Source organism: Porphyromonas sp. C0041D3, from assembly GCF_056590575.1.
Genome location: NZ_JBWPWJ010000003.1, coordinates 1 through 20,544, shown reverse-complemented (window position 1 = coordinate 20,544; position 20,544 = coordinate 1). Strand labels below are relative to the sequence as shown.

Sequence of the window (20,544 nt, the reverse complement as noted above, 5' to 3'; positions counted from 1 at the left end):
GTGGATTAGTTCTTCTTCTTCATGAGATTACCGCGGAGGGTCTCGTCACCGGTGAGTCCGGAGAGTACCTCCACCTTGATGCCGTCGGAGAGACCGAGGGTCACCTCCTTCTTCTCATACTGCCCCTTGCTGCCCTTGACGAAGACGAAGCTCTTGTCGCCCTCGTAGGTGACGGTCGCCTCGGGGATGGTGAGGACACCGGTCTTGTGTGCCATCTCTACCTCGGCATTGCTGGAGAAACCAGCCTTGAGTGCCGAGAGGTCGTCGCCCGAGATCGCCGCCTTCACCTCGAAGAGGATCGTCCCGCTGGTGTCCTTGCCCTTGGGGGAGACGTACTCCACGACAGCGTGGTAGGTCTTGTCCTTAAGCGCCCCGACGTGGATCGTGACGGGGGAGCCGACGGTGACGTTATTGACGTCGCTCTCATTGACATTACCGATGAAGAGGAGGTCGGTGAGGTCGGCGATGCTGACGACAGTAGTACCCTCGCTGAAGTTATTCGCCATCGTGACGCGTGAGCCGACCTTGACCGGCTGCTCGAGGATCGTCCCGGTGACGGTGGCAAAGACGAGGGTGTTATTGCGCTTGGAGGTAGAGGCGGAGGAGCCGGTGCGGGTGATGTCGAGCTGCTCGACGGCGGAGCTGTACTCGATCTTGGCGCGGCGGTAGTTGGCGAGCGAGGTCTCGTAGGCCTCCTTGGCGAGGATCTGCTGGTCGTAGAGGGACTTGTCGCGCTTGTAGACCTCCTCGGTGCGCTTCAGGTCGACGCGGGCGGCATCAACGCGAGAGGCGGCACTCTGGACCATGGCGACATCGGGGACCATCTGGATCTTGGCGATCAGCTCGCCCTCCTGGACGAAGTCGCCGGGGAGGTGATTGAGCTCAGAGATGATGCCGTTCATATTGGGCTTCACGAGGATCTCGTCGCGCGGCTCGATGGAGCCGGTGAGGACGGTCGACTTGACGATCGAGTCATTGGCGGTCGGGGTGACCTCTTCGTAGAGCTCCTTCGTCTTACCCTGCGATTTGACGATCGCGGTGGCGATGACACCGATGATGGCGAGGCCGATGACGACCCAGAGGAGGATCTTGGGCCACTTCTTCGCACGCTTCTTCTGCACCGGGACGGTGCCGGACTGTGATGGATCTTGGATCATAATGGAGATATGATAGGTAGTTATTGTTTTTTGTCTATCAGGAAATGGGGATTACTCGTCGCGTATGGCGTCGATCGCCTTGATGTCGAGAGCCTTCTGCACCGGCAACAGCCCGGCAAAAGCACCTGCAAGGATCATGATGATGAGGGAGAAGAGGAGGATCCCGGGGGTCGGGTAGGGCCGCAGGAGATAATCTCCGATCTGACTGGAGCTCTCCGCTAAGGCGCCGATGCCGAGGAGAAGGAGCAGTCCGACGAGCAGCCCGAGGAGTCCGGCGACGAGGATCATCGCCATCGACTCGAGCATAAATTGGATCACAATGTCGATCGGCTTGGCTCCGAGGGCGCGGCGGACACCGATCTCCCGCTGCCGCTCCTTGACGGTCACGAGGAGGATGTTGCTGACCGAGATGACGCCGGTGAGGAGGGTGCCGAGACCGATGATCCATACGAGGGCATTCAGGAGGTTGGCCATCAGGTCAAAGATCCGGAGCTGTGACTCGACGTCCACCATACCGAGTGCGCCGGTGTCGGTCGGGTCCACGTGGTGGACGCGAGCGATGTAGCCACTGAGTTCGCTCCGGAGGTCGTCGGCTGAGCTGCCCTCCTTAAGCAGTCCGGAGATCATCACCTCCCGGTCTAGATTGCCGCCGACGGCGAAGTCTATCGGCACCTCGACACACCACTTGGCATTATATCCAAGATTGAAGTTGTCGTTCATAGTCTCGATCACCCCAACGATACGGAAGGCAATCCCTCCGACGGAGAGGTACTTCCCCACTGCGTCCTCCGGCTTGTCAAAGAAGTTCTCTGTCGTCCTCAGTCCCATGACACAGACCGGGTCACCCCGCTTGATCTCCTCGCGAGTCATATAGCGCCCGTAAGTGACGATCACCGGGCGGATGTCGTAGGGGTACTCGTGAGTGACGCCGACGACAAAGTCCTTTGCCGACTTGCCGTTGGCAGTGATCTGGGAGTCCGACCACATGTTTTCCTTATTGAAGCCGAGGAAGCAGCCTGCCTTATCGAGGCTCTTGGCATGGTCGCTCATCCAGAGGTAGTCCCGGTAGGTGAGCTCGATGTAGCGGTTGGCCTTATAGCCCCGGTAGGGCTTGGTGGTTCGACTCCCAAAGACTGCGACCATACGCTTGGAGAGGGTGGAGAAACCCTCGTTGATGCTGTTACCGATGCCGGTGCCCAGCCCGTCGAGGAGGACGAAGAAAAACATCCCGAAGAAGACCCCCAGTGACGTGACGAGGGTGCGGCGGCGGTTGCGTCTCAGCGAGTAGAAGACCTCGCTCCAGAGCTCTGTGGAGAATAGCTTACTCATACTCTTACTTATCTCTCATGGCGATGACGGCAGGGACATGGAGGGCGTGGCGTGCCGGACGGATGCCGGCGATGATGCCGACGAGCACCAGTACGATCAGCGCTCCGATGGCGATGCTGAGGTTGACACTCGGGTCGCTGACGATGTGGTAGTAGGCTGCCTCGGCACCATTTCCATTGCTTATCTCCTGGATCGCCCAGCTGTCGTGCTCGGCAGAGTAGCCGATGAGCCGGACGATGCCGGCGCCGAGGAGCAGCCCGACGAGACCGGAGACGACGGAGAGGGCGACGCTCTCACCGAGGATCATCTTAAGTATATCTCTCGGTCGGGCGCCGAGCGCCTTGCGGATGCCGATCTCGCGCATCCGCTCCCGCACGGTGACGGTCATGATGGTGGAGACGCCGATGGAGCCGACGGCGAGGCTGCCGAGCCCCATGATCCAGAGGAGCATATCGAGACCGTTGAAGGCCTTGTCCATTGAGTTTTTCACATCCGTGGAGCTCTGGAGTCGGAAGACGTAGGCATCGTTGGGGTCAAACTTCAGCATACTCGACAGCTCGCCCTTAAGTCGCTCCTCGAAGCTCTTCATCTCTTCTGCCTTGGATCCTTTTGGGTAGAGCTTGAGGTTGCTCACCTCGATCATCTGATTGGGGTAGAGACCCTGGTAGGTGGTGAGCGGTATCTCAGTCACGGCGAAGAAGGGATTGACGTCCTCCGTCACGCCGATGATGCGGTAGCTTACTCCTCCGGCGGTGATCACCTGCCCGATGGGGTCGGTGCCTGCCTCGAAGAGCTTCGAGATGGTACTCTTGCAGAGTAGCGCCACCCGCTCCCCCGTAGCCAGTTCGCGGGGGGAGAAAGTGCGACCCTGTATCACGCGGAGGGTGCGGAAGCGCTCACTCAGTGGCGTGGCTGTATCCAGTTGGGTGCTGGCGGAGCCGAAGTCGGTGGTGAAGGTGAGGAAGGAGAAGCCCGGTGCCGGATCGATGCCGTAGAGATCGTCGGCAAAGGTGCTCCTGAGGCGGTCGATCTGGTCTGCGGTCAGCCGGGGCTTCCGTCCCTTCTGGTACCCCGCATAGGGCAGGTCGGTCTCCTGGAGAGTGACTTGGGTGCCGAAGTGGCTCATCCCCATATCCTCGGACATGCGGGTCGCGCCATTGCGGATCCCCGTCCCGATGCCCAGCAGCACGACGAGGATAATGATCCCCCAGGCGATGGTGAAGGAGGTGAGGAAGGTGCGGAGCTTGCTCGTCCGCATAGAGGCGAGGATCTCGGCAAATAGCTCTTTCATGGCTCGTCGGTGATGAGGCCGTCCTTAATGTGGATGATCCTGTCGGTCAGCTCTGCCACCTCCTTAGCGTGGGTGACGATGAGCTCGGTCATGTGGTCCTCCTCATTGATCTCCCTGAGGAGCCGCATCACGTCATCGGCCGTGGTACTGTCGAGTGCGCCGGTCGGCTCGTCGGCAAGGAGCAGGCGGGGGCGGGTGATGAGAGCCCGGGCGATGGAGACGCGCTGCTTCTGTCCGCCGGACATCTCATTAGGCAGGTGATCCCTCCAGGGGAGCAGTCCCACGCGATCGAGGTACTCCTCGGCGAGCTTCATCCGCTTGCGGGTGCTGACACCCTGATAGTAAAGCGGCAGGGCGACATTCTCCAGCGCAGTCTTGAAGGAGATGAGGTTGAAGGACTGGAAGACAAATCCGATCTTATGCCCCCGGAGCTCCGCTGCCTCGTTCTCCCCCGGACGGGTGATCAGCTGCCCGTCCAGGTAGTATGAGCCGGCGTCGTAGGTGTCGAGGATGCCGAGGACATTGAGTAGGGTACTCTTGCCGGAGCCACTCGCTCCCATCAGAGACACCATCTCTCCCTCCTCGACTCGGAGGGAGACGCCCTTAAGGACGTGGAGCGGCTGAGCTCCCGGATATGTCTTGTGCAGCTCCCGGACGTCGACTACCGGGGTGCGCTCTCTGCTGTCTGTCTCCATTGCGTTACTTACTTTGATTGGTTGACGAAGCAAAGATATGTATAATCTCGGTACCTTACAAATTTACAGTAGCTATTCTTGAAGAAAAATTGATATTTCTTTCACCTCATCCACCAAAGGTCCTGATACAGAGCGGGGACGCACTTGAGATAGAAGTGCGTCCCCGCTTTGCATTTACGGGCAGGCTACTCAGCCGCGATCAGCGGCTCCACTTCGCCAAAGGCGAGACCCTCCCGATCCTCCTCGGCATAGATCTCCAGCGGGTAGTCCGGCAGCTCTGCGGAGGCTTCGTTGAGCATCTCCTGGAAGGCTGGGATATTCCGCGTGTAGATGCACCAGAGGCAGCGATCCTCGCCCACCACCTCGTAGGCGAGCAGGGCAAGCTTATCCCGCTCGAGCGCTTCGTCGATCACCCGCTCGCGGAAGCCCTTCATCGCATCGGCGGTCTCAGGGTCGGGGAGCCCCTTCTCGTCCCCATCGTAGGGCCAGGTGATATCGACCCGATACGGGTACTTGCCGGTAGCCAGCTCCGCCCGCAGGTGGGTGCGTATGTGGAGGAAGCGCATCACGGTGGGGTCATACTCGCCGTCCACGGGGACGGTACACATTTCTGGACTTAGCTTAGACATAAGAGATTACTGATGAGGAGCCTTGGGGATCGGCAGCGGATCCTCGCCGGCATCCATGGTGGAGATAAAGGCCTTGGGGTCCAGGGCTCTGACTTCGCTTCGTATGCGGCGGAGTGTCTTCCGCTCGGCGACGATGAAGAGCACCTCGCGCTCCACACCCTCGTACATGCCCCGTCCGTGGAGGATCGATCCCCGCACGCCGAGGGCGGAGAGACACTGACGGATCGGCTCTACCTGAGTGGAGACGATGAAGACCGCCTTCTTGGGGTTCTCGGGCGAGAGGAACTCGACCACCCGACCATATATAAATATCGTCAGCCACGAGTAAAGCGGCACCTTGATGTCCCGGAAGACCAGCAGGCCGAAGACGACCACGATCGAGTCGATGATGATGATGCAGGTGCCGAGCTTGATATTTCGTCCCTTCGCGATGATCCGCCCCAGCACGTCCGTCCCGGCGCTCGTGCTCTCGGCACGGAAGACGAGGAAGACCCCCACACCGAGGATCGCCCCGCCGTAGCAGGAGGCGAGGATCATATCGTCGATGATCGGCTTGTGGTCGAGGAAGAGGGTGATCCCGTCGGTGAAGAGCGAGATGAGGATAAAGGTGAGCACCGTCTTGGGTCCCGACTTCAGCCCCAGCTTATGCATCGCAAGGAGGAGGAGGGGGACGTTGAAGAAGAGCGCCGTCGTCCCGATCGGCAGTCCGTCGGGAGCGAAAGCAAATACCCCCTTCGTCAGCTCATGGAGGGCGATGGTGATACCATAGACCCCACCGGGGATGATATCGTTGGGGGCGATGAAGCCACCATACGCCAGCGCCTCGAGGAAGGATCCGATGACGATCAGGAGGATCTCCTTGGCCATCGGTCCGGCTCGGTGAGTCGCTGTCGTCTCAGCGGAGGGGACAGCCGGGTCAGTCATTGTAGGAATTGTATCAAGTTGCCGTGGTTGATTCTGATGCGAAGTTAGCCATTTTTTCGCTTCCCATATACCCTGCATCCGGTGCTACTTGTCGTCGTAGTGTCCATAGGCGGATAGCAGGTGGACCTCCTTCGCCTCCTCTACTATCCGGTATACTAGTCGGTGCTTCTGGGTCAGTCTCCGTGACCACCTCCCCGGTGGCAGTCCCCTTAGTGGCTCCGGCTTGCCGGTCCCTGACTCGGGATGCTCGGCGACCTCCTCAATGAGCCTAAGGGCTTTCTGGAAGACTTTGCCCTCACGCTTCTTGAGCTTCTTGAGGTCCTCCTCAAAGGTCTTTGAGGCCTTGATGTGATACACTATAAGGAGCGGAAATAGGTCGCTGCCTCCTCAGCGGTGGCAAAGTCCTTGCCCTCTCCAGCCTCTATCTCCTCCTCTGCCTGCCTGATCTTATCAAAGAATTCCTTCTTAGAGAGCAGGGTATCATCGTCTGTGATCGGAACAAGCTTGAAGGAGCCGTGGTCTCTCGACTTGATGACCACGTCCTCGCCCCTCTCTACCATCCGGAAGTACTTCCCTTGCTCGCCCCTAAAGTCTCTTGCCGTGACTATGATCATAATCCTTCTTGCTTTGCTCTTATGTGTACCAATATGGTACACGTTGCAAATGTACTTGTTTTAGTGAGAAAGGTCAAAACCAATACCGATATTAGTGATCTCTAATACCGGTATTAGTGAACTCTAATATCGGTATTAGTAAACTCTAATATCGGTATTAGAAATACGCTGGAGGGAGGGCGCTCCTCGCTACTGATCCTCAGGCGTATACTCGAGGTGAATAAAGACGGCCCTCAGCGGGGGACTGCTCTCAAAGAGCAGGGTCAGTCCCGGGCCGGCACCGGGACTGAGCTACGGCAGGGCTGACGCATTTGAGCGTTACAGAAGCCACTCAACTCATCGTGAAGAGTGCCGAACGAAGCACCCCGACAGGGGTGCTCGCTCCATAGGCATCGGTCATCCGCGAAGCGGTGACCGATGTACAGAGCCCCAGCCTACCACCTCGACCCCTTGTGGGTCGTCGAGCAGACATCTCCAATGCCGGCGACCCGCAAGGGGTCGAGGGATGATGTGTACGCTTATACATCGGTCATCGGCACTTCGTGCCTCGACCGATGCCTATGGAGCGAGCACCCTTCGGGTGCGGGGAGAGTCTCCTATGTAGCGGTCTTCACATACGCCCTTGTCCGATGACCCTAAGGAGGTCGGCAGGGCGAGCACCCCGACAGGCGTGCTCGCCTTTTACCTAGGGGAGACCTTGAGCAAATCCAAATGCGTCACCCCTGTGAGCTACGGCTTTTAGTCCACTCGGGGTGAGGGAAAAGCGGTACCTTTGTCCCCGTAGATGAAGAACAAAGATCCTGAAGAAACGACAGCCAAGACTGTCGGCCTAAGTACGCTGCGGGGCCTCTACGGGAAGCATCCCGCTCTGCAGACGATCGTCCGCTCCCTCGCCCAGGAGCGGAAGAGTCCCGCCCGGCTCTTCCTCTCCGGTCTTGCCGGCTCCGCCCCGGCGCTCCTCTTTGCCGAGCTGGCGGATCGGCTCACACAGGTGCCGACCTTCCTCCTCGTCTGTGACGATGAGGAGAGTGCGGGCTACCTGCAGAGTGACCTGGTCGCCCTGATGGGGGGCGAGGAGCAGGTCTTTTTCCTCCCCTCGCTCTATCGTCGTGGCATCCGCTACGGACAGCCCGATGCGGCCAATGAGGTGCTGCGGAGCGAGATCGCTGATCGGCTGAGGGGTGGTGGGGTGCCATCACGGATCATCGTCACCTATGCGGCGGCGCTGCCGGAGGGCTTTGCCGACCAGGCGGAGTATGAGGCGGGGCATATCGACATCGCGCTCGGGGAGGAGTATGAGCGGAAGTCTCTCCGCGAGCGGCTCTGGTCGCTGGGCTTCGAGGAGACGGACTACGTCTATATGCCGGGACAATTTGCCGTCCGCGGTAGTCTGATCGACATCTACTCCTACGCGCAGGACCTGCCGGTGCGGATCGACTTCATCGGCGATGAGGTGGAGACGATCAGCTTCTTTGACCCCGAGAGCCAGCTCTCCGGCGAGACGATGGAGCGGGTGCGGATCCTGGCACCGGTCGATAGCAAGAGTGAGAGCAAGGGTACCTCGCTCCTCGAGCTGCTGCCGGCGGAGGCGGTGGTCTACCTGCCGAGCCACTCCTTCTTCCCCTCCACCCTCCGCACGGTCTACGAGATGCCCCCGGTCCATCCGGAGGACAATATCTTCCACACCCTCGAGGAGATGCAGGCGCGGCTGATCGAGCCGGAGACGGTGATGGCGCAGCTGGAGCACTTCTCGCTCCTCACCGGGGGCGTCGACCTGAGGGAGCAGTCGCAGTGGCGGGAGATCGCCTTCCGAGAGCAGCCGGAGCCCCTCTTTCATAAGAAAATGGATCTCCTCGCTGAGACGCTCTCCGACTACCAGCATCAGTCCTTTGCGACGATGATCATGAGTGACCAGGAGAGCCAGCTGGGGCGACTTCACAGGCTCCTCGCCGAGAGGGAGCAGCCGGTCCACTTCGTCCCGTTGCGACCGACGCTGCACGGCGGCTTCATCGACCACGAGATCAAGCTCTGCCTGCTGACGGACCACTCCATCTTCGAGCGGTACCACGGCTACAGGCTCAAGAGTGACCGCATCCGCAAGCGGAGTTCGGCGCTGACGTTGCAGGACATCCGGGGATTTGAGTACGGGGACTACGTCGTCCACTCCGACTACGGTGTGGCACAGTTTGGCGGGCTCTGCCAGATCGAGCAAAATGGGGAGGAAAGGGAGGCGGTGCGCCTCAACTTTAAGGGCGGCGACAGCCTCTACGTCAGCATCAACGCCCTCAGCCGCATCTCCAAGTACAAGAGCAAGGATGTGGAGGAGTCTCCGCAGCTCAATAAGCTGGGCAGCGGTGCCTGGGATCGGCTGAAGGATAAGACGAAGAAGAAGGTCAAGGAGATTGCCCGCGACCTGATCAAGCTCTACGCTCAGCGGCTGAAGATGAAGGGCTTCGCCTTTAGCCCCGACACCTACCTGCAGCAGGAGCTGGAGGCCTCCTTCATGTACGAGGATACGCCCGATCAGGAGCGGGCTACGGAGGAGGTGAAGGCGGATATGGAGTCGCCCGTGCCGATGGACCGCCTGGTATGTGGGGATGTCGGCTTCGGCAAGACGGAGATCGCCGTGAGGGCTGCATTTAAGGCGTGCGCCGACAGCAAGCAGGTGGCGGTGATGGTGCCGACGACCGTGCTTGCTTACCAGCACTACCACACCTTTAAGAAAAGGCTCAAGGACTTCCCCGTGCGGGTTGATTACCTCAATGCAGCACGGCAGGGGAAAGAGCGGACGCAGCTGCTGAAGGATCTCGCGGAGGGGAAGATCGACATACTGATCGGCACCCACTCGCTGGCGGGGAAGGGAGTGAAATTTAAGGACCTGGGGCTGCTGATCATCGACGAGGAGCAGAAGTTTGGCGTCGCGGTGAAAGAGAAGATCCGGAAGATGCGCGCCGAGGTGGACACGCTGACGATGACCGCCACGCCGATCCCGAGGACGCTCCAATTCTCCCTCATGGGCGCCCGCGACCTCTCCAATATCCTCACCCCGCCGCCCAATCGTCACCCCGTGCGAACCGACCACACCACCTACAGCCCCGAGGTGCTCGCCGATGCGATCAATGCTGAGCTGGCGCGCGATGGGCAGGTCTTTGTGATCAATAACCGGATCCGAACCATGGAGAGCGTGGAGGAGGATATCCGTAAGGCGGTGCCGGGCGTCCGCATAGGTGTCGGTCACGGACAGATGCCGCCTAAGGAGCTGGAGAAGGTGCTGACCGGCTTTGTCAATCAGGAGTACGACGTGCTCCTCGCCACCTCCGTGGTGGAGAATGGGATCGATGTACCCAATGCCAATACCATCATCGTCAATGAGGCGCAGCGCTTCGGTCTCAGCGACCTCCACCAGCTCCGCGGTCGGGTGGGGCGTGGGGATCGGCAGGCGTACTGCATCCTCCTGACGCCCCCGGCGGATGCGCTGACCGATACAGCGAAGCGTCGGCTCGAGAGCATCGTCTCCTTTGCGGAGCTGGGGAGCGGTATCCAGATCGCCATGCAGGACCTCGACATACGGGGCGCGGGAAACCTCCTCGGCTCGGAGCAGTCCGGCTTCATCGCCGACCTCGGCTACGAGACCTATAAGCAGGTGCTGGAGGAGGCAGTCAGGGAGCTTAAGGATGAGGAGTTTGCCGATCTCTTCCCGGCGGAGGAGGAGCCTGCGGAGCAGGCAGAGAGCCCCTCTCCCTCTGACAAGAAGGGTCACCGCCGGTCCTATGTCACCGATACCTCCATCGACACCGATGTGGCTGCCTACTTCCCCCAGACCTATGTCCCGGGAGACGAGGAGCGGATGCGCCTCTATCGCGAGCTGGACGGCATCCAGCGGAAGAGGGATCTCCTCGACTTCTACGACCGCATGGTGGACCGCTTCGGTCCGATGCCGCGCGAGGGTGAGGAGCTGCTCCATGTGGTGGAGCTGCGCCTCCTGGCGATGCGGTGTGGCGTGGAGCGGGTGCTGCTGAAGCGCGGACTGCTCAAGCTGACCCTCGTCCGCGACCTCCACAGCCCCTACTACAGGAGTCCGCTTTTCTCCCACATCCTGCAGGCTGCGGCTCAATGGGGCGAGGAGTTGCGATTTAAGGAGGAGAAGGGCGACCGCAGTATCTCCGTCCGTGGTGTGGAGACGCTCAGGCAGGCGACGACGATCCTCGAGCGACTCTCCGGACTCACAGCTTAGAATATATAATGAGAACTATACTCTTCGTCGGACTGGGCAGTATGCTGGGCGGCATCCTCCGCTACGGCATCGGGCTGCTCCCTCTGCCCACTCTCGTACACGGTTTCCCGCTCTGGACGCTTGTGATCAACCTCCTCGGCTGCTTCCTCATCGGACTACTGACTGCCCTTGCGGAGACCACTTCGCTCGATACGGCGATCGCTCGGGGGCTCACCGTGGGGCTCTGTGGCGGCTTTACTTCTTTCTCCACCTTCTCCAAGGAGTGCCTGATGCTCAAGGAGAGCGGCGCCTATAGCCTGATGGCACTCTACATCCTCCTCAGCGTCGGTCTCGGCATCGCTGCCGTCTACGCCGGTCGCGCGGTGATCAAGTAAAAAAGAGAGACGCACCATCCGGCGAGGATGGTGCGTCTCTCCTTATATAACGGCAGCTGACTCTATCAGAAGAGGACAGCGGCTTGGATGACGAAGCTATTGGTCTTGGCATTGAAGACATCCTTCGTCGTCTGGTTGAGGCTCGTAAACTTGTAGTCGTCTGACAGCGTGGCATTGTAGAGCGCAGAGATCTGCAGCATCTTCAGCACCCGCACGCCGAGACCGACATTGACTCCGACAGACGCTTTCTTGGCCTCGGTCTCCCGCAGGGCATTCAGGTCCTTCAGGTCCTCGAGGTTGTTGCTGAGCATAAAATTGAATTGCGGTCCCGCGATGACCATCACGTCCGCACCGGGGAGGCTGGCGAGGTCAAACTTCGCATTCACCGGCACAACGATGTAATTGGTCTTCAGGATGTCCTTCGCCTTTGTCTCCTCCATAGTCATCCCCACCTTCTTTTGAGAGAAGAGCAGTGAGGCATCGACGGAGAAGCGGAGGGGCAGCTGCATCTCGACCGTCGGTCCGACGTGGAAACCGGTGTAGTAGTCGGACTTGAATTGCTCCGCCGTGGTGGGGAACTTGGAGAAGTCGGCTCCGGCGCGGAGTCCCCAGTGAAACTGTGCCTCAGCGCTGCCGAAGGCGGTCATGCCAAGGAGGATTCCCAGGCAGAGGATCAGCGTGTGCTTGATATTGCTCATGATGATTTTCCTTTTTCTATTAAGATTAAACGTATCCCTTACCCTCGTGGTGGATCAGCTCGAGGAACTCAGACCGGGTGCTCTGCCGCTCAAAGGCGCCGCAGAAGTCGCTCGTCGTCGTGATCGCATTCTGCTTCTGCACGCCCCGCATCTGCATACAGAGGTGCCGCGCCTCGATGACCACCATCACGCCGAGGGGGTGTAGCGCCTCCTCGATGCAGTCCTTGATCTGCCTTGTGAGCCGCTCCTGCACCTGCAGACGACGGGAGAAGATGTCCACGATGCGGGCCAGCTTGCTCAGCCCGGTGATGTGGCCGTTGGGTATGTAGGCGATGTGTACCTTGCCGAAGAATGGGAGCATATGATGCTCGCAGAGGGAGTAAAACTCGATGTCCTTCACGATCACCATCTGGCTGTAGTCGTCCTCAAAGGTGGCAGCACGGAGCACCGCCTTGGGATCCTGATGGTAGCCTCGGGTGAGTGCCTGGAGTGCCTTGGCGACGCGTACCGGCGTCTCCTGGAGGCCATCGCGACCGGCATCCTCACCCAGCTCGGTAAGGATCTGACGGGAGAGCTCAGCCAGTCGGTCGGTCCGCTCCTGTATCTCCTGCGGATCGACCTCCTCGGTGAAGTAGGGGTTGTCGTGACGTGAGGTCATAGTGATGGGTCAGTCGTTAGAGTGGTACTTTGATCTTAGACGGCACCACATGCATCTCTCGGGCAAAGGCAGGGAATCGCCCCTTGAGCCGAGCTATGAAGTCTCTCGCCTCCTCGCGAGTGACGAAGCTACCGGTCCGGACGCTCCAGAAGGGTGCCTTGTAGAGCACATCGGTTTCGATCTCCGGGTAGGCATCCTTGAGCTGTCGTGCTCGGTAGGAGGCTGTGCTGCGGGCGTTGGTGTCGTTGCTACTGAATACCTGGATCCGGTAGCCGCTCCTGTAGGTGTAGCCTGCCTGGAGGTCGTCCTTAGTGATCAGCGAGGGGCGATTGTGCACCAGCGCTGCAATGTCGGGCGACTGCGTGATGAAGACCGTCCCCTCGCCCTCCTTGATGAGCGCCAGCTCGTCAAAGATACTGCGCACCGTGAGCGAGTCGGTCACCGACTCCTGCGCACGTAGGGACGATGCGGTCATCAGTAGGGTGATGGTCGCCAGCCCAATGGTATGGTAAGATCTTAGTCTCATAGTGGTTACAAAGGTAGCAATTTTTGGCTCTATACGCTGCGACCTCTCTTTCGGAAGAAGTCTCGGGTCGCCTCCTCGTCCTCGAGTAGTTGCGCCCTCAGCTCCTCGAGGCTGTCGAAGCGCTTGTCGCCCCTGAGGTAGAGGAGGAAAGAGATCTCCACACGATCCCCGTAGAGGTCACCGCTAAAGTCGAGGAGGAAGGCCTCGATCCTGTAGTCTCTGTCGTCGGTGCTGATCGTCGGTGCGGTGCCGTAGTAGGCCATCGCCGGGTAGGTGACTCCGTCCAGCAGTACCTCCGCTGCCAGCACTGCATCCCTCGGGATCAGCGGAGCCGCTCCCTCGGGGACGATATTCGCTGTGGGGAAGCCCATCTGTCGCCCGATCTGCCGTCCCCCCGCGACGTAGCCACAGAGGCTGTAGGGGTGCCCCAGTAGCGCCTCCGCCTCCGGGATATGTCCCTCAGCGAGCAGCTCCCGAATGCGGCTGCTGCTCACCTCCTCGCCACCCGGGCTCACCGGTGCCACGCGCTCCACAGGCACGCCGAGCGCTGCCATCTTCTTGTCAAAGAGGTCAAAGGGGATCCCTGATGTGTCGCACCCAAATCGGCTGTCGTACCCCAGTACCATCCGAGTCAGTCCGATCTCCCGGAGCGCCCCGATGAAGTCGCTCATCGAGAGGGCGGCCAGCTCAGGGGTAAAGGGAAGGAGCAAGATCGCATCCGCCCCGAGGGGGGCGAGGTAGCGGATCTTCTCGGTCGTGCCGGTGATCAGAGGCGGAGCACTTTTGTGGAGCACCTCGGAGGGATGTCCGTCAAAGGTGATCACCACGGAGGCGACACCCCCTCTCTCTGCCTCGTGGACGGTCCTCTCGATCACCGCTCGATGTCCCACGTGGACTCCGTCGAAGGAGCCGACCGTGGCGACGAAAGGACGTCCCTCCAACGTCTCACTCAGCTCACGGAGCGAGAGGAGGGTAGGGGTCAGTGCCTGATCCATACAGAGGGGTCGAGCTTGGTGGTCTCCTTCCAGAGCTGGAAGTGGAGCTTCGTCGCACCGCCCACGTCGGGATCGGAGTAGACCTTACCGAGTGCCTGCCCGGTAGTGACCTTGTCGCCCGTCTTGACAAAGACCTCCGTCAGGTTGCTGTAGACGGTGAGGTAATTACCATGGCGGATGATGATGCTGTTATTGAAGCCCTCGAGGGTGAAGATGCGCGTCACCACGCCATCAAAGACGGAGAGTGCCCGTGCTCCTGCGGCACCCTGCAGGTCGATGCCGTTATTATTCAGCTCGACATACTGCATGCCGGCAATCTTCTGTCGACCGAAGCGGGAGACCACCCGGCTCGGACCGGAGATCGGGCTGGGGAGCTTCCCTCGGTTGTCGGCAAAGTTTTTCGACAGCTTGATCTCCTTCTCCGTCATTGCATAGCCGCCCTTGGTGGCAGCGCGACGGCGGCTGACCTTGCTCCCCTTTTGGGCCTTCTGAGCCTCCAGCTCAGCCTTTCGCCGAGCCTCCTCCACCTCCTTGCGGATCTGCTCCTGGATCTTCCGGTCGAGGGCGGCGGCCTGCTGCTGTTGCTTCTTGATCTGCTGCCGTAGCTCCTTCTCCTTCCCCTTCAGTCGGGTGGCCTCCTGACGGGCAGCGTCCTGATCCGCCTGTAGCTTGGTCTGCTCGGCGGTCTTGTCATTGAGGAGCTGCTGCTGCTTATCGCGCGCCCGCTCCAGCTCAGCCCTCTGAGCCTCTATCTCAGCGCGGAGAGCCTTCAGCTTCTCCGCCTGATTGCGTTGCCACTTGGCATACTGCCCCAGGTACTCCGCCCGGCGCATCCCCTCGGCGAAGTCCTTGGCGCTGAGGACAAACATCATCATATCCTCCGTCGAGTGGTGGGTCTGGAGAGCGCGGATCGACTTGATGTAGCTCACCTGCTTGCGGTCAAATTGCACCTGCAGCGAGTCCAGCTGCACCTCCAACTCATCGATCTGACCATTGAGCGCAGTCACCTCGCTCTGCATCGTCGCTATCGCCTCCTTACGAGCGCGGATCTGCTGGTCGAGGAGGGATATGCGCTGTAGGGTGTTCTTGGACGAAGAGGTAGTCTGGGTCAGGAGTGCGGAGATCCGCTTGATCTCCTCCTGGATCTTCTTCCGCTGGTTCTCCAGCTGTCGTACCACATCCGACTTCTTCGTCGTCTGTGCCGCCCCCTCCGTGAGCGGTGTCAGGGAGAGGGAGAAGAGCAGGAGGAGCAGGAGGGGGGTCTTGAGGTGCTTCATTTGCCGAGGATTACAGAGATCAGCCGGAAGAGGCTGAGTCGGGTATAGTCGTCGGGAAGTGCCTTATCGGGCTTCATCGACGGCTTGGTGTCGTAGTCAGTGATCGTCAGTGCCAGCGTGGCTGGGTCGCCCATCGAGGGCATACGCAGCTCAGCGCTCATCCGCTGCGGGAGAGGACGGTAGCCGGATATGGTGGTGAAGTGGGAGAAAGAGACGGTCACCCCTCCCGCTCGTCTCGGCAGGTCGATCGACATGCCGGTGAGATTGAGGTCCAGGTCCATGAAGAGCTCGCTCCCGCTATCCCGGTCGGTGAAGCGGTACCCTCCCGGCTCCCGGGTCATACTCATCTCCTCCAGGCGCGCTGTGCTGACGGAGCCGAAGAGGTCAAGGATGCTGACCGGTAGCGCCGGTGTGACATCAAGTGCCTCATCTATGCCATAGCGGTCCATCTTATCCAGCAGCACCACTCGGTCGGGGAGCAGCGTCACACGACCGGCCTCGAAGAGTCCCATCGGCCTTGCCGAGATCACCATCGCCTCCCCTGGGTAGATCGACATCCGGTAGCCACTCGAGAGATCGCCCCTGTCGCCCGCTGAGACGGAGAGCATGCCGCGTACATCGGCGAGGGGGTAGGAGGGAAGTGCAGCATAGCCTCGGATCACTTCGCTCTTGGAGAGGGTCCCCATGGCTCCCGAGCCACCGACGGAGCTTCTCCGTGAGCCACACGAGGTGGCAACGAGCAGGAGCAGCCCCAGTAAGGGGAGTAAAAGGAGGGATGCAGGTCTGTGTATGGTCTGTCTCATGGTGCTTTTCCTTGATCTAAGTGACTAATCATCTCCGAGTCAGTCTGTCACCGGCTCGGCTTTTTTACTCTTTTTCATCTCCGTGATGGCCTCTACCTTTTGTGCCACCCTCTTCGTGTCGCCCCCGCTCTCGAGGCAGTGTCGCCACGCCTCTATCGCCTCGTCGTACTGACCCTCGGCGGTGAGGATCTCGGCGAGGTGCTCGTAGAGCGTCGGGTCGGGTGTCTCTGTCGCCTCGATCGCCTTCTTGATATAGATCAGGGCGAGCATCGACGAACCCTTGCGGTAGAGCACCCATGCATAGGTGTCGAGGTAGGTCCCATTGTCCGGCTCTAGCTTGATCGCCTGCCGGGCCAGCTTCTCCGCCTTGTCGAGGTCGGCCGGGGTGCCGGACTTCTCCGTGAGGAAGTAGGCGTAGTTATTGTACGCCGGGGGCAGTGGCTGGCTCACGGCTGCCTCGTAGTAGGGCCTTGCCGCCTCAAAGTCTCCCCCGCCACTCAGGTCATCTGCCCGCAGGAGCGCCAGTTGAGGATAAAATCGATCCTCAGTCGAGACCACAGTCAGGGCATCGTCCAGCTGCTTGCGATAGCCGGTCGTGTCGCCCGCATTGACCGCGAGGAGGGCTAAGTAAAGGCGGAAGACTCCCTCCTCCGGCAGAGCCTCGTGACCCGCCTCGGCATAGTGCCTGAGGTGTGTCGTATCCTCAGCGGCAGCATAGCGGTCGGTGAAGTAGACGTATGGCGACACCAGCTCGGCGCGGTCATCCACCAGCCTATCCAGTATCGCCTCCGCGGCGACCGTGTCGCCCAGCAGCAGATGATCCTGCGAGAGCCCAAGGAGGAGCTGCGGGGTGTGGGGAAAGAGCTTGGCAATGTCGGGCCGCACCCTCACCATCTCACGCCGCGCCTCGGTGGCACTGGGGGACTCCTTATATAAGGTCTGGATCAGCGACTCTACCTGCTCCGGGTCGATCCCCTCGCTCCGCGACTGACGGAGTATGTACTTCGCCCCCTCGCGATACCGCTCACGGCGAGCGAAGTAGGTCACCTCGGCTACCCGTAGAGCGTCGCTATCGGTGCCCTGCTTTCGCAGCTGCTCCAGAGCCTGCCCGGCGCGGTCGTAGTCGCCATCAGAGAGGTAGAGGTAGAAGAGTACCGTCTGTGTCGTCGGCTCGCCCGGGTGGGTCTTGCCATACTGCTCCAGCAGCTTCAGCGCCTCAGCCTGACGCCCCGCCTGTATGTAGAGGCCCGAGAGTCCCGACACCTGACGCGGGTCATCGTTGCTCAGCTCGACGATCTTTTTCCCCACCTCGATCGCCTTATCCCACTTCTCCTCCGATCGGTATGCCTGCTGCAGGAGGATGAGGAGTAAGTGGTCATCCGGCACCTTGGCCAGGAGCTCCGTGATCACCTCCTCTGCGGTGCCGTAGTCCTGATTGGCGAGCGCCAGTCGAGCGAGAGGCTCACCGATCAGGTGATCCCCATGTGACGCGCGGTAGGCGCGCATAAGATACGCCTGGGCGCGCTCCGGCTGACCCAGCTGGGTGAGGAGGAAGCCGATGTCGGAGAGCGCTGAGGGCTGGACCGAGTCGGCAAGGTTTGCCAGCCAGAGGTGGGAAATGTAGGGCGAGAGGTCGCTCTCCACGTCGATCGGCTCAAGGCAGAGCGCCCGACTGTAGAAGTCACTGAATAGCAGCTCCGGACTATCGTCCCTCGGGGTCTGAGCCCCGAGCGGAGAGCAGAGCGCCAGCGCTGACAGGAGTAGGGTGAGGAAAGTCGATTTCTGCAAAGCTAAAACTGGATTGATTGGCCTATATGATTGGGCAGGTAAAGGTACCAAAAATGCCGCGTCGGACGATCCGATGAGGTCGGACCGATCGGGACGATCTCCATCGGGATCTATCCATACACTTTATGCCGGGGGCTCGGGGTATTCGTCAAGCACCTTGCGCAGATGCTGATGCCTTTTTCCCAGCTATATATTAATGTGTGTGACTCGCACCCAGAGTGGGGAAAAATCAGGTCCTGGATCAGAGGATTTACTAATACCGATATTAGGCGCGACTAATATCGGTATTAGTGAACTCTAATATCGGTAAAAGAATGTGCGCTGATCGGCTAATTCGCATTTTGATGTGCTGGGAGGGGAGGGAAAAAGAGATTACCTTTGTTGAGGAGACAATAGATAAGGGACCAGACAGTAGTTTTAGCGTATGGAAACAGCAGAGATAAGGGAGTTGATATCGGCATTTGTTCCGGAGGAGATCCTTCGCGACTTTGAGCTGAAGGAAGTGAAAAAGGAGTGCGGGGTCTACCGACTCTATATGGACGAGAAGGACGATGAGAGCCATTATCCCCCTGAGCTGTCGGGGGTGAAGGAGGTGGTTCGATGTGGCTACATGAACCCCTGCGAGATCCAGTCTTTTCCCATAGCCGGTCGCGAGGCTTTCATCTATATACGACGGCGTCGGTGGAAGGAGAAGGGCGGTCGAGAGTCCTATTTCAACACCTACAAATACACGATCGAAGGGATCAAATGCACACCGAAGTTCGGTGCTTTTTTAAAAGAAATTGGTCGAGGGGAAGCCGATAAGCATTGGTAATATCGCCTATGTCCTCGGGACGGATGCGAAGCGTCTTGACCGGTGGTACAAGGATTATCTGAGTGGCTTCCGCGAGGCAGAGCGGGACGGCAGGCTCTGCCAAGACGACATAGAGGTCCGGCGAGAGGGAGGTCAAAAAAAGATCAGGGTGCCGATCCTCAAGGAGTCAAACGTAGGCTCCTATATGGCGATCGATGAGAAGACGATCGATGGTGTCTGCTACACGATCATCAGCAACCGGGAGACGAGCAAGATCGCATTGATGGCCGACACGCTCAGGACCTCAGAGCTTCGGCAGGTCCTATCAAAGTTTCCGGTAAAGACCAAGATGAAGGTCCGGAGTGTGACTCGGGACATGGCTCCGAATTATGATTGGCTGGCGAGGACGACCTTTCCCAATGCCTATCAGGTGGCGGACAAGTTTCACGTCCTCCGCGAAATACTTGAGCAGCTCCAGAGTGTCCGAATCCGCCACCGACAAGCGATCCTTGCCCTTGAGCGGAAGAAGAATAAGACGGTAAAAGAGAAGCTGATCCTGCAGGAAAAAATCTCCAACGAAGAGACCCTCAAGCAACTCCTACACCGCTCGAGGGGTCTCCTTTTCAAGCGCAAAACAGAGTGGACCGACGACCAAAAGGAGCGTGCGAAGATACTCTTCAAGCAATTCCCTGAGATCGAAGAAGCCTACAAATACTGCCATAGGATCCGGAAGTGGTACGAGCCGATCCGACCGCGGTACAGCGATCGGAAGTACAAGATAAAGGAGGCGGATCTTATGCTCGTCACCAAGGAAGGGATGGAGAGTGAGGTGGAGGAGATACGCAATATCGCCAACTTCCTCAGATCAAACTCCACCCCCATTCTGAGGTACTTCTACCGCAGAGAGTACAATGCCAAGGCGGAGGCTCTCAACCAAAACCTCCAGCGCTTCATCAGCGTCAACTACGGAGCTAGAAACACCGACTTCTTTCTCTACCGAGTTGCCCTCCACTTTTCCTGAATCCCTCTCCTCAACAAACCCCCTTTCACCATCCTCCCGCTCCCAGCACATCAAAATGCGAATTAGCCAGTCCTACGACCGTGGAGGACTGGCAAAATAAGTGTGTACTCATTAGTAATAAATGCGTATATTTGTATATGAGTTGGCACCTAACCCGTTTCGGGTGTGTACACTCTCAGTCTTAATCCAATGACCGGTATACAGTCCCAGTAATATTCAATCAACTGTGTACTTTTTTCAGGAATCGCATAGACAATGCAAATGTCATTTACATCATCATTAAGAATAAGGAGGAATTTAAAATGAACAATAACAACAAACATTCATCCCACAGTCACCATAATCATGGCGACATGGATCATTCAAAACATGAGTACGTAAGCTCGGAAGAACATAGAGACCATAAGAATCAACATCACGACCATCATGCTGGTCATGACCACAGTGGGCACGGAGGGCATGACCACCATCATCACGGTAACTTTAAGGAACTTTTCTTAAAGTCATTACCACTAGGAATCATTATTATGCTCTTATCCCCTATGGCTGGGTTTGACCTACCATTCCAGTTTACTTTTCCATATTCTGATATTGTAGTAGCTATTTTATCTACTATATTAATTATTTATGGTGGACGTCCATTCTATCAAGGGGCAGTTGACGAATTTAAACAAAAAGAACCTGGAATGATGGCTCTCGTTTCTTTAGGTTTAAGTGTTTCATATTTATATAGTATTT

At 58.8% G+C, this 20,544-nt stretch carries 19 protein-coding genes and 1 pseudogene; 5 read left to right on the top strand and 15 right to left on the bottom strand.

Annotated elements, in window-relative coordinates:
* Positions 1-5 precede the first annotated feature (5 nt).
* The 8 genes from AC1EKE_RS02610 to AC1EKE_RS02575 form a co-directional block, all read right to left on the bottom strand.
* On the bottom strand, positions 6-1,157 hold the full coding sequence (locus AC1EKE_RS02610) for an efflux RND transporter periplasmic adaptor subunit (protein WP_480308033.1): 1,152 nt from the start codon (positions 1,155-1,157) through the stop codon (positions 6-8).
* 51 nt (positions 1,158-1,208) lie between these two features.
* A complete protein-coding gene (locus AC1EKE_RS02605; RefSeq protein ID WP_480308031.1) occupies positions 1,209-2,486 on the bottom strand; it encodes an ABC transporter permease in 1,278 nt (425 codons plus the stop codon).
* A 4-nt stretch (positions 2,487-2,490) separates the two neighbouring features.
* A complete protein-coding gene (locus tag AC1EKE_RS02600) occupies positions 2,491-3,777 on the bottom strand; it encodes an ABC transporter permease (protein ID WP_480308030.1) in 1,287 nt (428 codons plus the stop codon).
* On the bottom strand, positions 3,774-4,472 hold the full coding sequence (locus AC1EKE_RS02595; RefSeq protein WP_018107015.1) for an ABC transporter ATP-binding protein: 699 nt from the start codon (positions 4,470-4,472) through the stop codon (positions 3,774-3,776). Before AC1EKE_RS02595 ends, AC1EKE_RS02600 begins: the two co-directional genes overlap by 4 nt.
* Positions 4,473-4,657: 185 nt before the next feature.
* Positions 4,658-5,101 (bottom strand): DUF695 domain-containing protein, encoded by a 444-nt coding sequence (locus AC1EKE_RS02590; protein WP_480308027.1) that lies wholly within the window; start codon positions 5,099-5,101, stop codon positions 4,658-4,660.
* A gap of 6 nt (positions 5,102-5,107) precedes the next feature.
* The gene (locus AC1EKE_RS02585; RefSeq protein WP_480308025.1) at positions 5,108-6,025 is read right to left on the bottom strand and encodes a YitT family protein; all 918 of its coding nucleotides are present in this window, start codon (positions 6,023-6,025) and stop codon (positions 5,108-5,110) included.
* A gap of 84 nt (positions 6,026-6,109) precedes the next feature.
* The gene (locus AC1EKE_RS02580; RefSeq protein WP_480308023.1) at positions 6,110-6,382 is read right to left on the bottom strand and encodes a Txe/YoeB family addiction module toxin; all 273 of its coding nucleotides are present in this window, start codon (positions 6,380-6,382) and stop codon (positions 6,110-6,112) included.
* The gene (locus AC1EKE_RS02575) at positions 6,382-6,639 is read right to left on the bottom strand and encodes a type II toxin-antitoxin system Phd/YefM family antitoxin (protein ID WP_296158774.1); all 258 of its coding nucleotides are present in this window, start codon (positions 6,637-6,639) and stop codon (positions 6,382-6,384) included. Before AC1EKE_RS02575 ends, AC1EKE_RS02580 begins: the two co-directional genes overlap by 1 nt.
* A gap of 784 nt (positions 6,640-7,423) precedes the next feature.
* Here AC1EKE_RS02575 and mfd point away from each other — a divergent pair.
* The gene (gene mfd / locus AC1EKE_RS02570; protein ID WP_480308021.1) at positions 7,424-10,873 is read left to right on the top strand and encodes a transcription-repair coupling factor; all 3,450 of its coding nucleotides are present in this window, start codon (positions 7,424-7,426) and stop codon (positions 10,871-10,873) included.
* A gap of 8 nt (positions 10,874-10,881) precedes the next feature.
* A complete protein-coding gene (locus tag AC1EKE_RS02565; protein WP_480308019.1) occupies positions 10,882-11,247 on the top strand; it encodes a fluoride efflux transporter FluC in 366 nt (121 codons plus the stop codon).
* Positions 11,248-11,312: 65 nt separating this feature from the next.
* Here the strand turns inward: AC1EKE_RS02565 and AC1EKE_RS02560 are convergent, their stop codons facing one another.
* The 7 genes from AC1EKE_RS02560 to AC1EKE_RS02530 are packed head-to-tail and all read right to left on the bottom strand — an operon-like array spanning position 11,313 to position 17,992.
* On the bottom strand, positions 11,313-11,945 hold the full coding sequence (locus tag AC1EKE_RS02560; RefSeq protein WP_480308017.1) for an outer membrane beta-barrel protein: 633 nt from the start codon (positions 11,943-11,945) through the stop codon (positions 11,313-11,315).
* A 25-nt stretch (positions 11,946-11,970) separates the two neighbouring features.
* A complete protein-coding gene (gene folE, locus AC1EKE_RS02555; RefSeq protein ID WP_296158779.1) occupies positions 11,971-12,603 on the bottom strand; it encodes a GTP cyclohydrolase I FolE in 633 nt (210 codons plus the stop codon).
* A 16-nt stretch (positions 12,604-12,619) separates the two neighbouring features.
* Positions 12,620-13,129 (bottom strand): SPOR domain-containing protein, encoded by a 510-nt coding sequence (locus tag AC1EKE_RS02550; protein WP_480308014.1) that lies wholly within the window; start codon positions 13,127-13,129, stop codon positions 12,620-12,622.
* Between the two features lie 29 nt (positions 13,130-13,158).
* Positions 13,159-14,124, bottom strand: coding sequence for a riboflavin biosynthesis protein RibF (gene ribF, locus AC1EKE_RS02545; protein WP_480308013.1), 966 nt, complete (start codon positions 14,122-14,124; stop codon positions 13,159-13,161).
* The gene (locus tag AC1EKE_RS02540; RefSeq protein WP_480308012.1) at positions 14,109-15,401 is read right to left on the bottom strand and encodes a murein hydrolase activator EnvC family protein; all 1,293 of its coding nucleotides are present in this window, start codon (positions 15,399-15,401) and stop codon (positions 14,109-14,111) included. Before AC1EKE_RS02540 ends, ribF begins: the two co-directional genes overlap by 16 nt.
* Complete coding sequence (locus AC1EKE_RS02535) at positions 15,398-16,204, bottom strand: hypothetical protein (protein WP_480308011.1); 807 nt, start codon at positions 16,202-16,204, stop codon at positions 15,398-15,400. The genes AC1EKE_RS02540 and AC1EKE_RS02535 overlap by 4 nt, the downstream gene beginning before the upstream one ends.
* A gap of 39 nt (positions 16,205-16,243) precedes the next feature.
* On the bottom strand, positions 16,244-17,992 hold the full coding sequence (locus AC1EKE_RS02530; protein WP_480308009.1) for a tetratricopeptide repeat protein: 1,749 nt from the start codon (positions 17,990-17,992) through the stop codon (positions 16,244-16,246).
* Between the two features lie 424 nt (positions 17,993-18,416).
* On the opposite strand from AC1EKE_RS02530, the gene AC1EKE_RS02525 reads away from it, so the two are divergent.
* The 3 genes and pseudogenes from AC1EKE_RS02525 to AC1EKE_RS02515 form a co-directional block, all read left to right on the top strand.
* Positions 18,417-18,806, top strand: coding sequence for an ISAon1 family transposase N-terminal region protein (locus AC1EKE_RS02525; protein WP_480308008.1), 390 nt, complete (start codon positions 18,417-18,419; stop codon positions 18,804-18,806).
* A complete protein-coding gene (locus tag AC1EKE_RS02520; RefSeq protein WP_480308006.1) occupies positions 18,775-19,806 on the top strand; it encodes an ISL3 family transposase in 1,032 nt (343 codons plus the stop codon). Before AC1EKE_RS02525 ends, AC1EKE_RS02520 begins: the two co-directional genes overlap by 32 nt.
* Positions 19,807-20,108: 302 nt before the next feature.
* Positions 20,109-20,544: pseudogene (locus tag AC1EKE_RS02515) on the top strand (heavy metal translocating P-type ATPase); the annotation flags it as partial.

Excerpts from the sequence above, each read along its gene's own strand:
- ribF (WP_480308013.1), bottom strand. The coding sequence starts at position 14,124 with ATGGATCAGGCACTGACCCCTACCCTCCTCTCGCTCCGTGAGCTGAGT.
- AC1EKE_RS02550 (WP_480308014.1), bottom strand. The coding sequence starts at position 13,129 with ATGAGACTAAGATCTTACCATACCATTGGGCTGGCGACCATCACCCTA.
- AC1EKE_RS02560 (WP_480308017.1), bottom strand. The coding sequence starts at position 11,945 with ATGAGCAATATCAAGCACACGCTGATCCTCTGCCTGGGAATCCTCCTT.
- AC1EKE_RS02585 (WP_480308025.1), bottom strand. The coding sequence starts at position 6,025 with ATGACTGACCCGGCTGTCCCCTCCGCTGAGACGACAGCGACTCACCGA.
- AC1EKE_RS02525 (WP_480308008.1), top strand. The coding sequence starts at position 18,417 with ATGGAAACAGCAGAGATAAGGGAGTTGATATCGGCATTTGTTCCGGAG.
- AC1EKE_RS02535 (WP_480308011.1), bottom strand. The coding sequence starts at position 16,204 with ATGAGACAGACCATACACAGACCTGCATCCCTCCTTTTACTCCCCTTA.
- AC1EKE_RS02610 (WP_480308033.1), bottom strand. The coding sequence starts at position 1,157 with ATGATCCAAGATCCATCACAGTCCGGCACCGTCCCGGTGCAGAAGAAG.
- mfd (WP_480308021.1), top strand. The coding sequence starts at position 7,424 with ATGAAGAACAAAGATCCTGAAGAAACGACAGCCAAGACTGTCGGCCTA.
- AC1EKE_RS02600 (WP_480308030.1), bottom strand. The coding sequence starts at position 3,777 with ATGAAAGAGCTATTTGCCGAGATCCTCGCCTCTATGCGGACGAGCAAG.
- AC1EKE_RS02540 (WP_480308012.1), bottom strand. The coding sequence starts at position 15,401 with ATGAAGCACCTCAAGACCCCCCTCCTGCTCCTCCTGCTCTTCTCCCTC.
- folE (WP_296158779.1), bottom strand. The coding sequence starts at position 12,603 with ATGACCTCACGTCACGACAACCCCTACTTCACCGAGGAGGTCGATCCG.
- AC1EKE_RS02565 (WP_480308019.1), top strand. The coding sequence starts at position 10,882 with ATGAGAACTATACTCTTCGTCGGACTGGGCAGTATGCTGGGCGGCATC.
- AC1EKE_RS02605 (WP_480308031.1), bottom strand. The coding sequence starts at position 2,486 with ATGAGTAAGCTATTCTCCACAGAGCTCTGGAGCGAGGTCTTCTACTCG.
- AC1EKE_RS02575 (WP_296158774.1), bottom strand. The coding sequence starts at position 6,639 with ATGATCATAGTCACGGCAAGAGACTTTAGGGGCGAGCAAGGGAAGTAC.
- AC1EKE_RS02595 (WP_018107015.1), bottom strand. The coding sequence starts at position 4,472 with ATGGAGACAGACAGCAGAGAGCGCACCCCGGTAGTCGACGTCCGGGAG.
- AC1EKE_RS02590 (WP_480308027.1), bottom strand. The coding sequence starts at position 5,101 with ATGTCTAAGCTAAGTCCAGAAATGTGTACCGTCCCCGTGGACGGCGAG.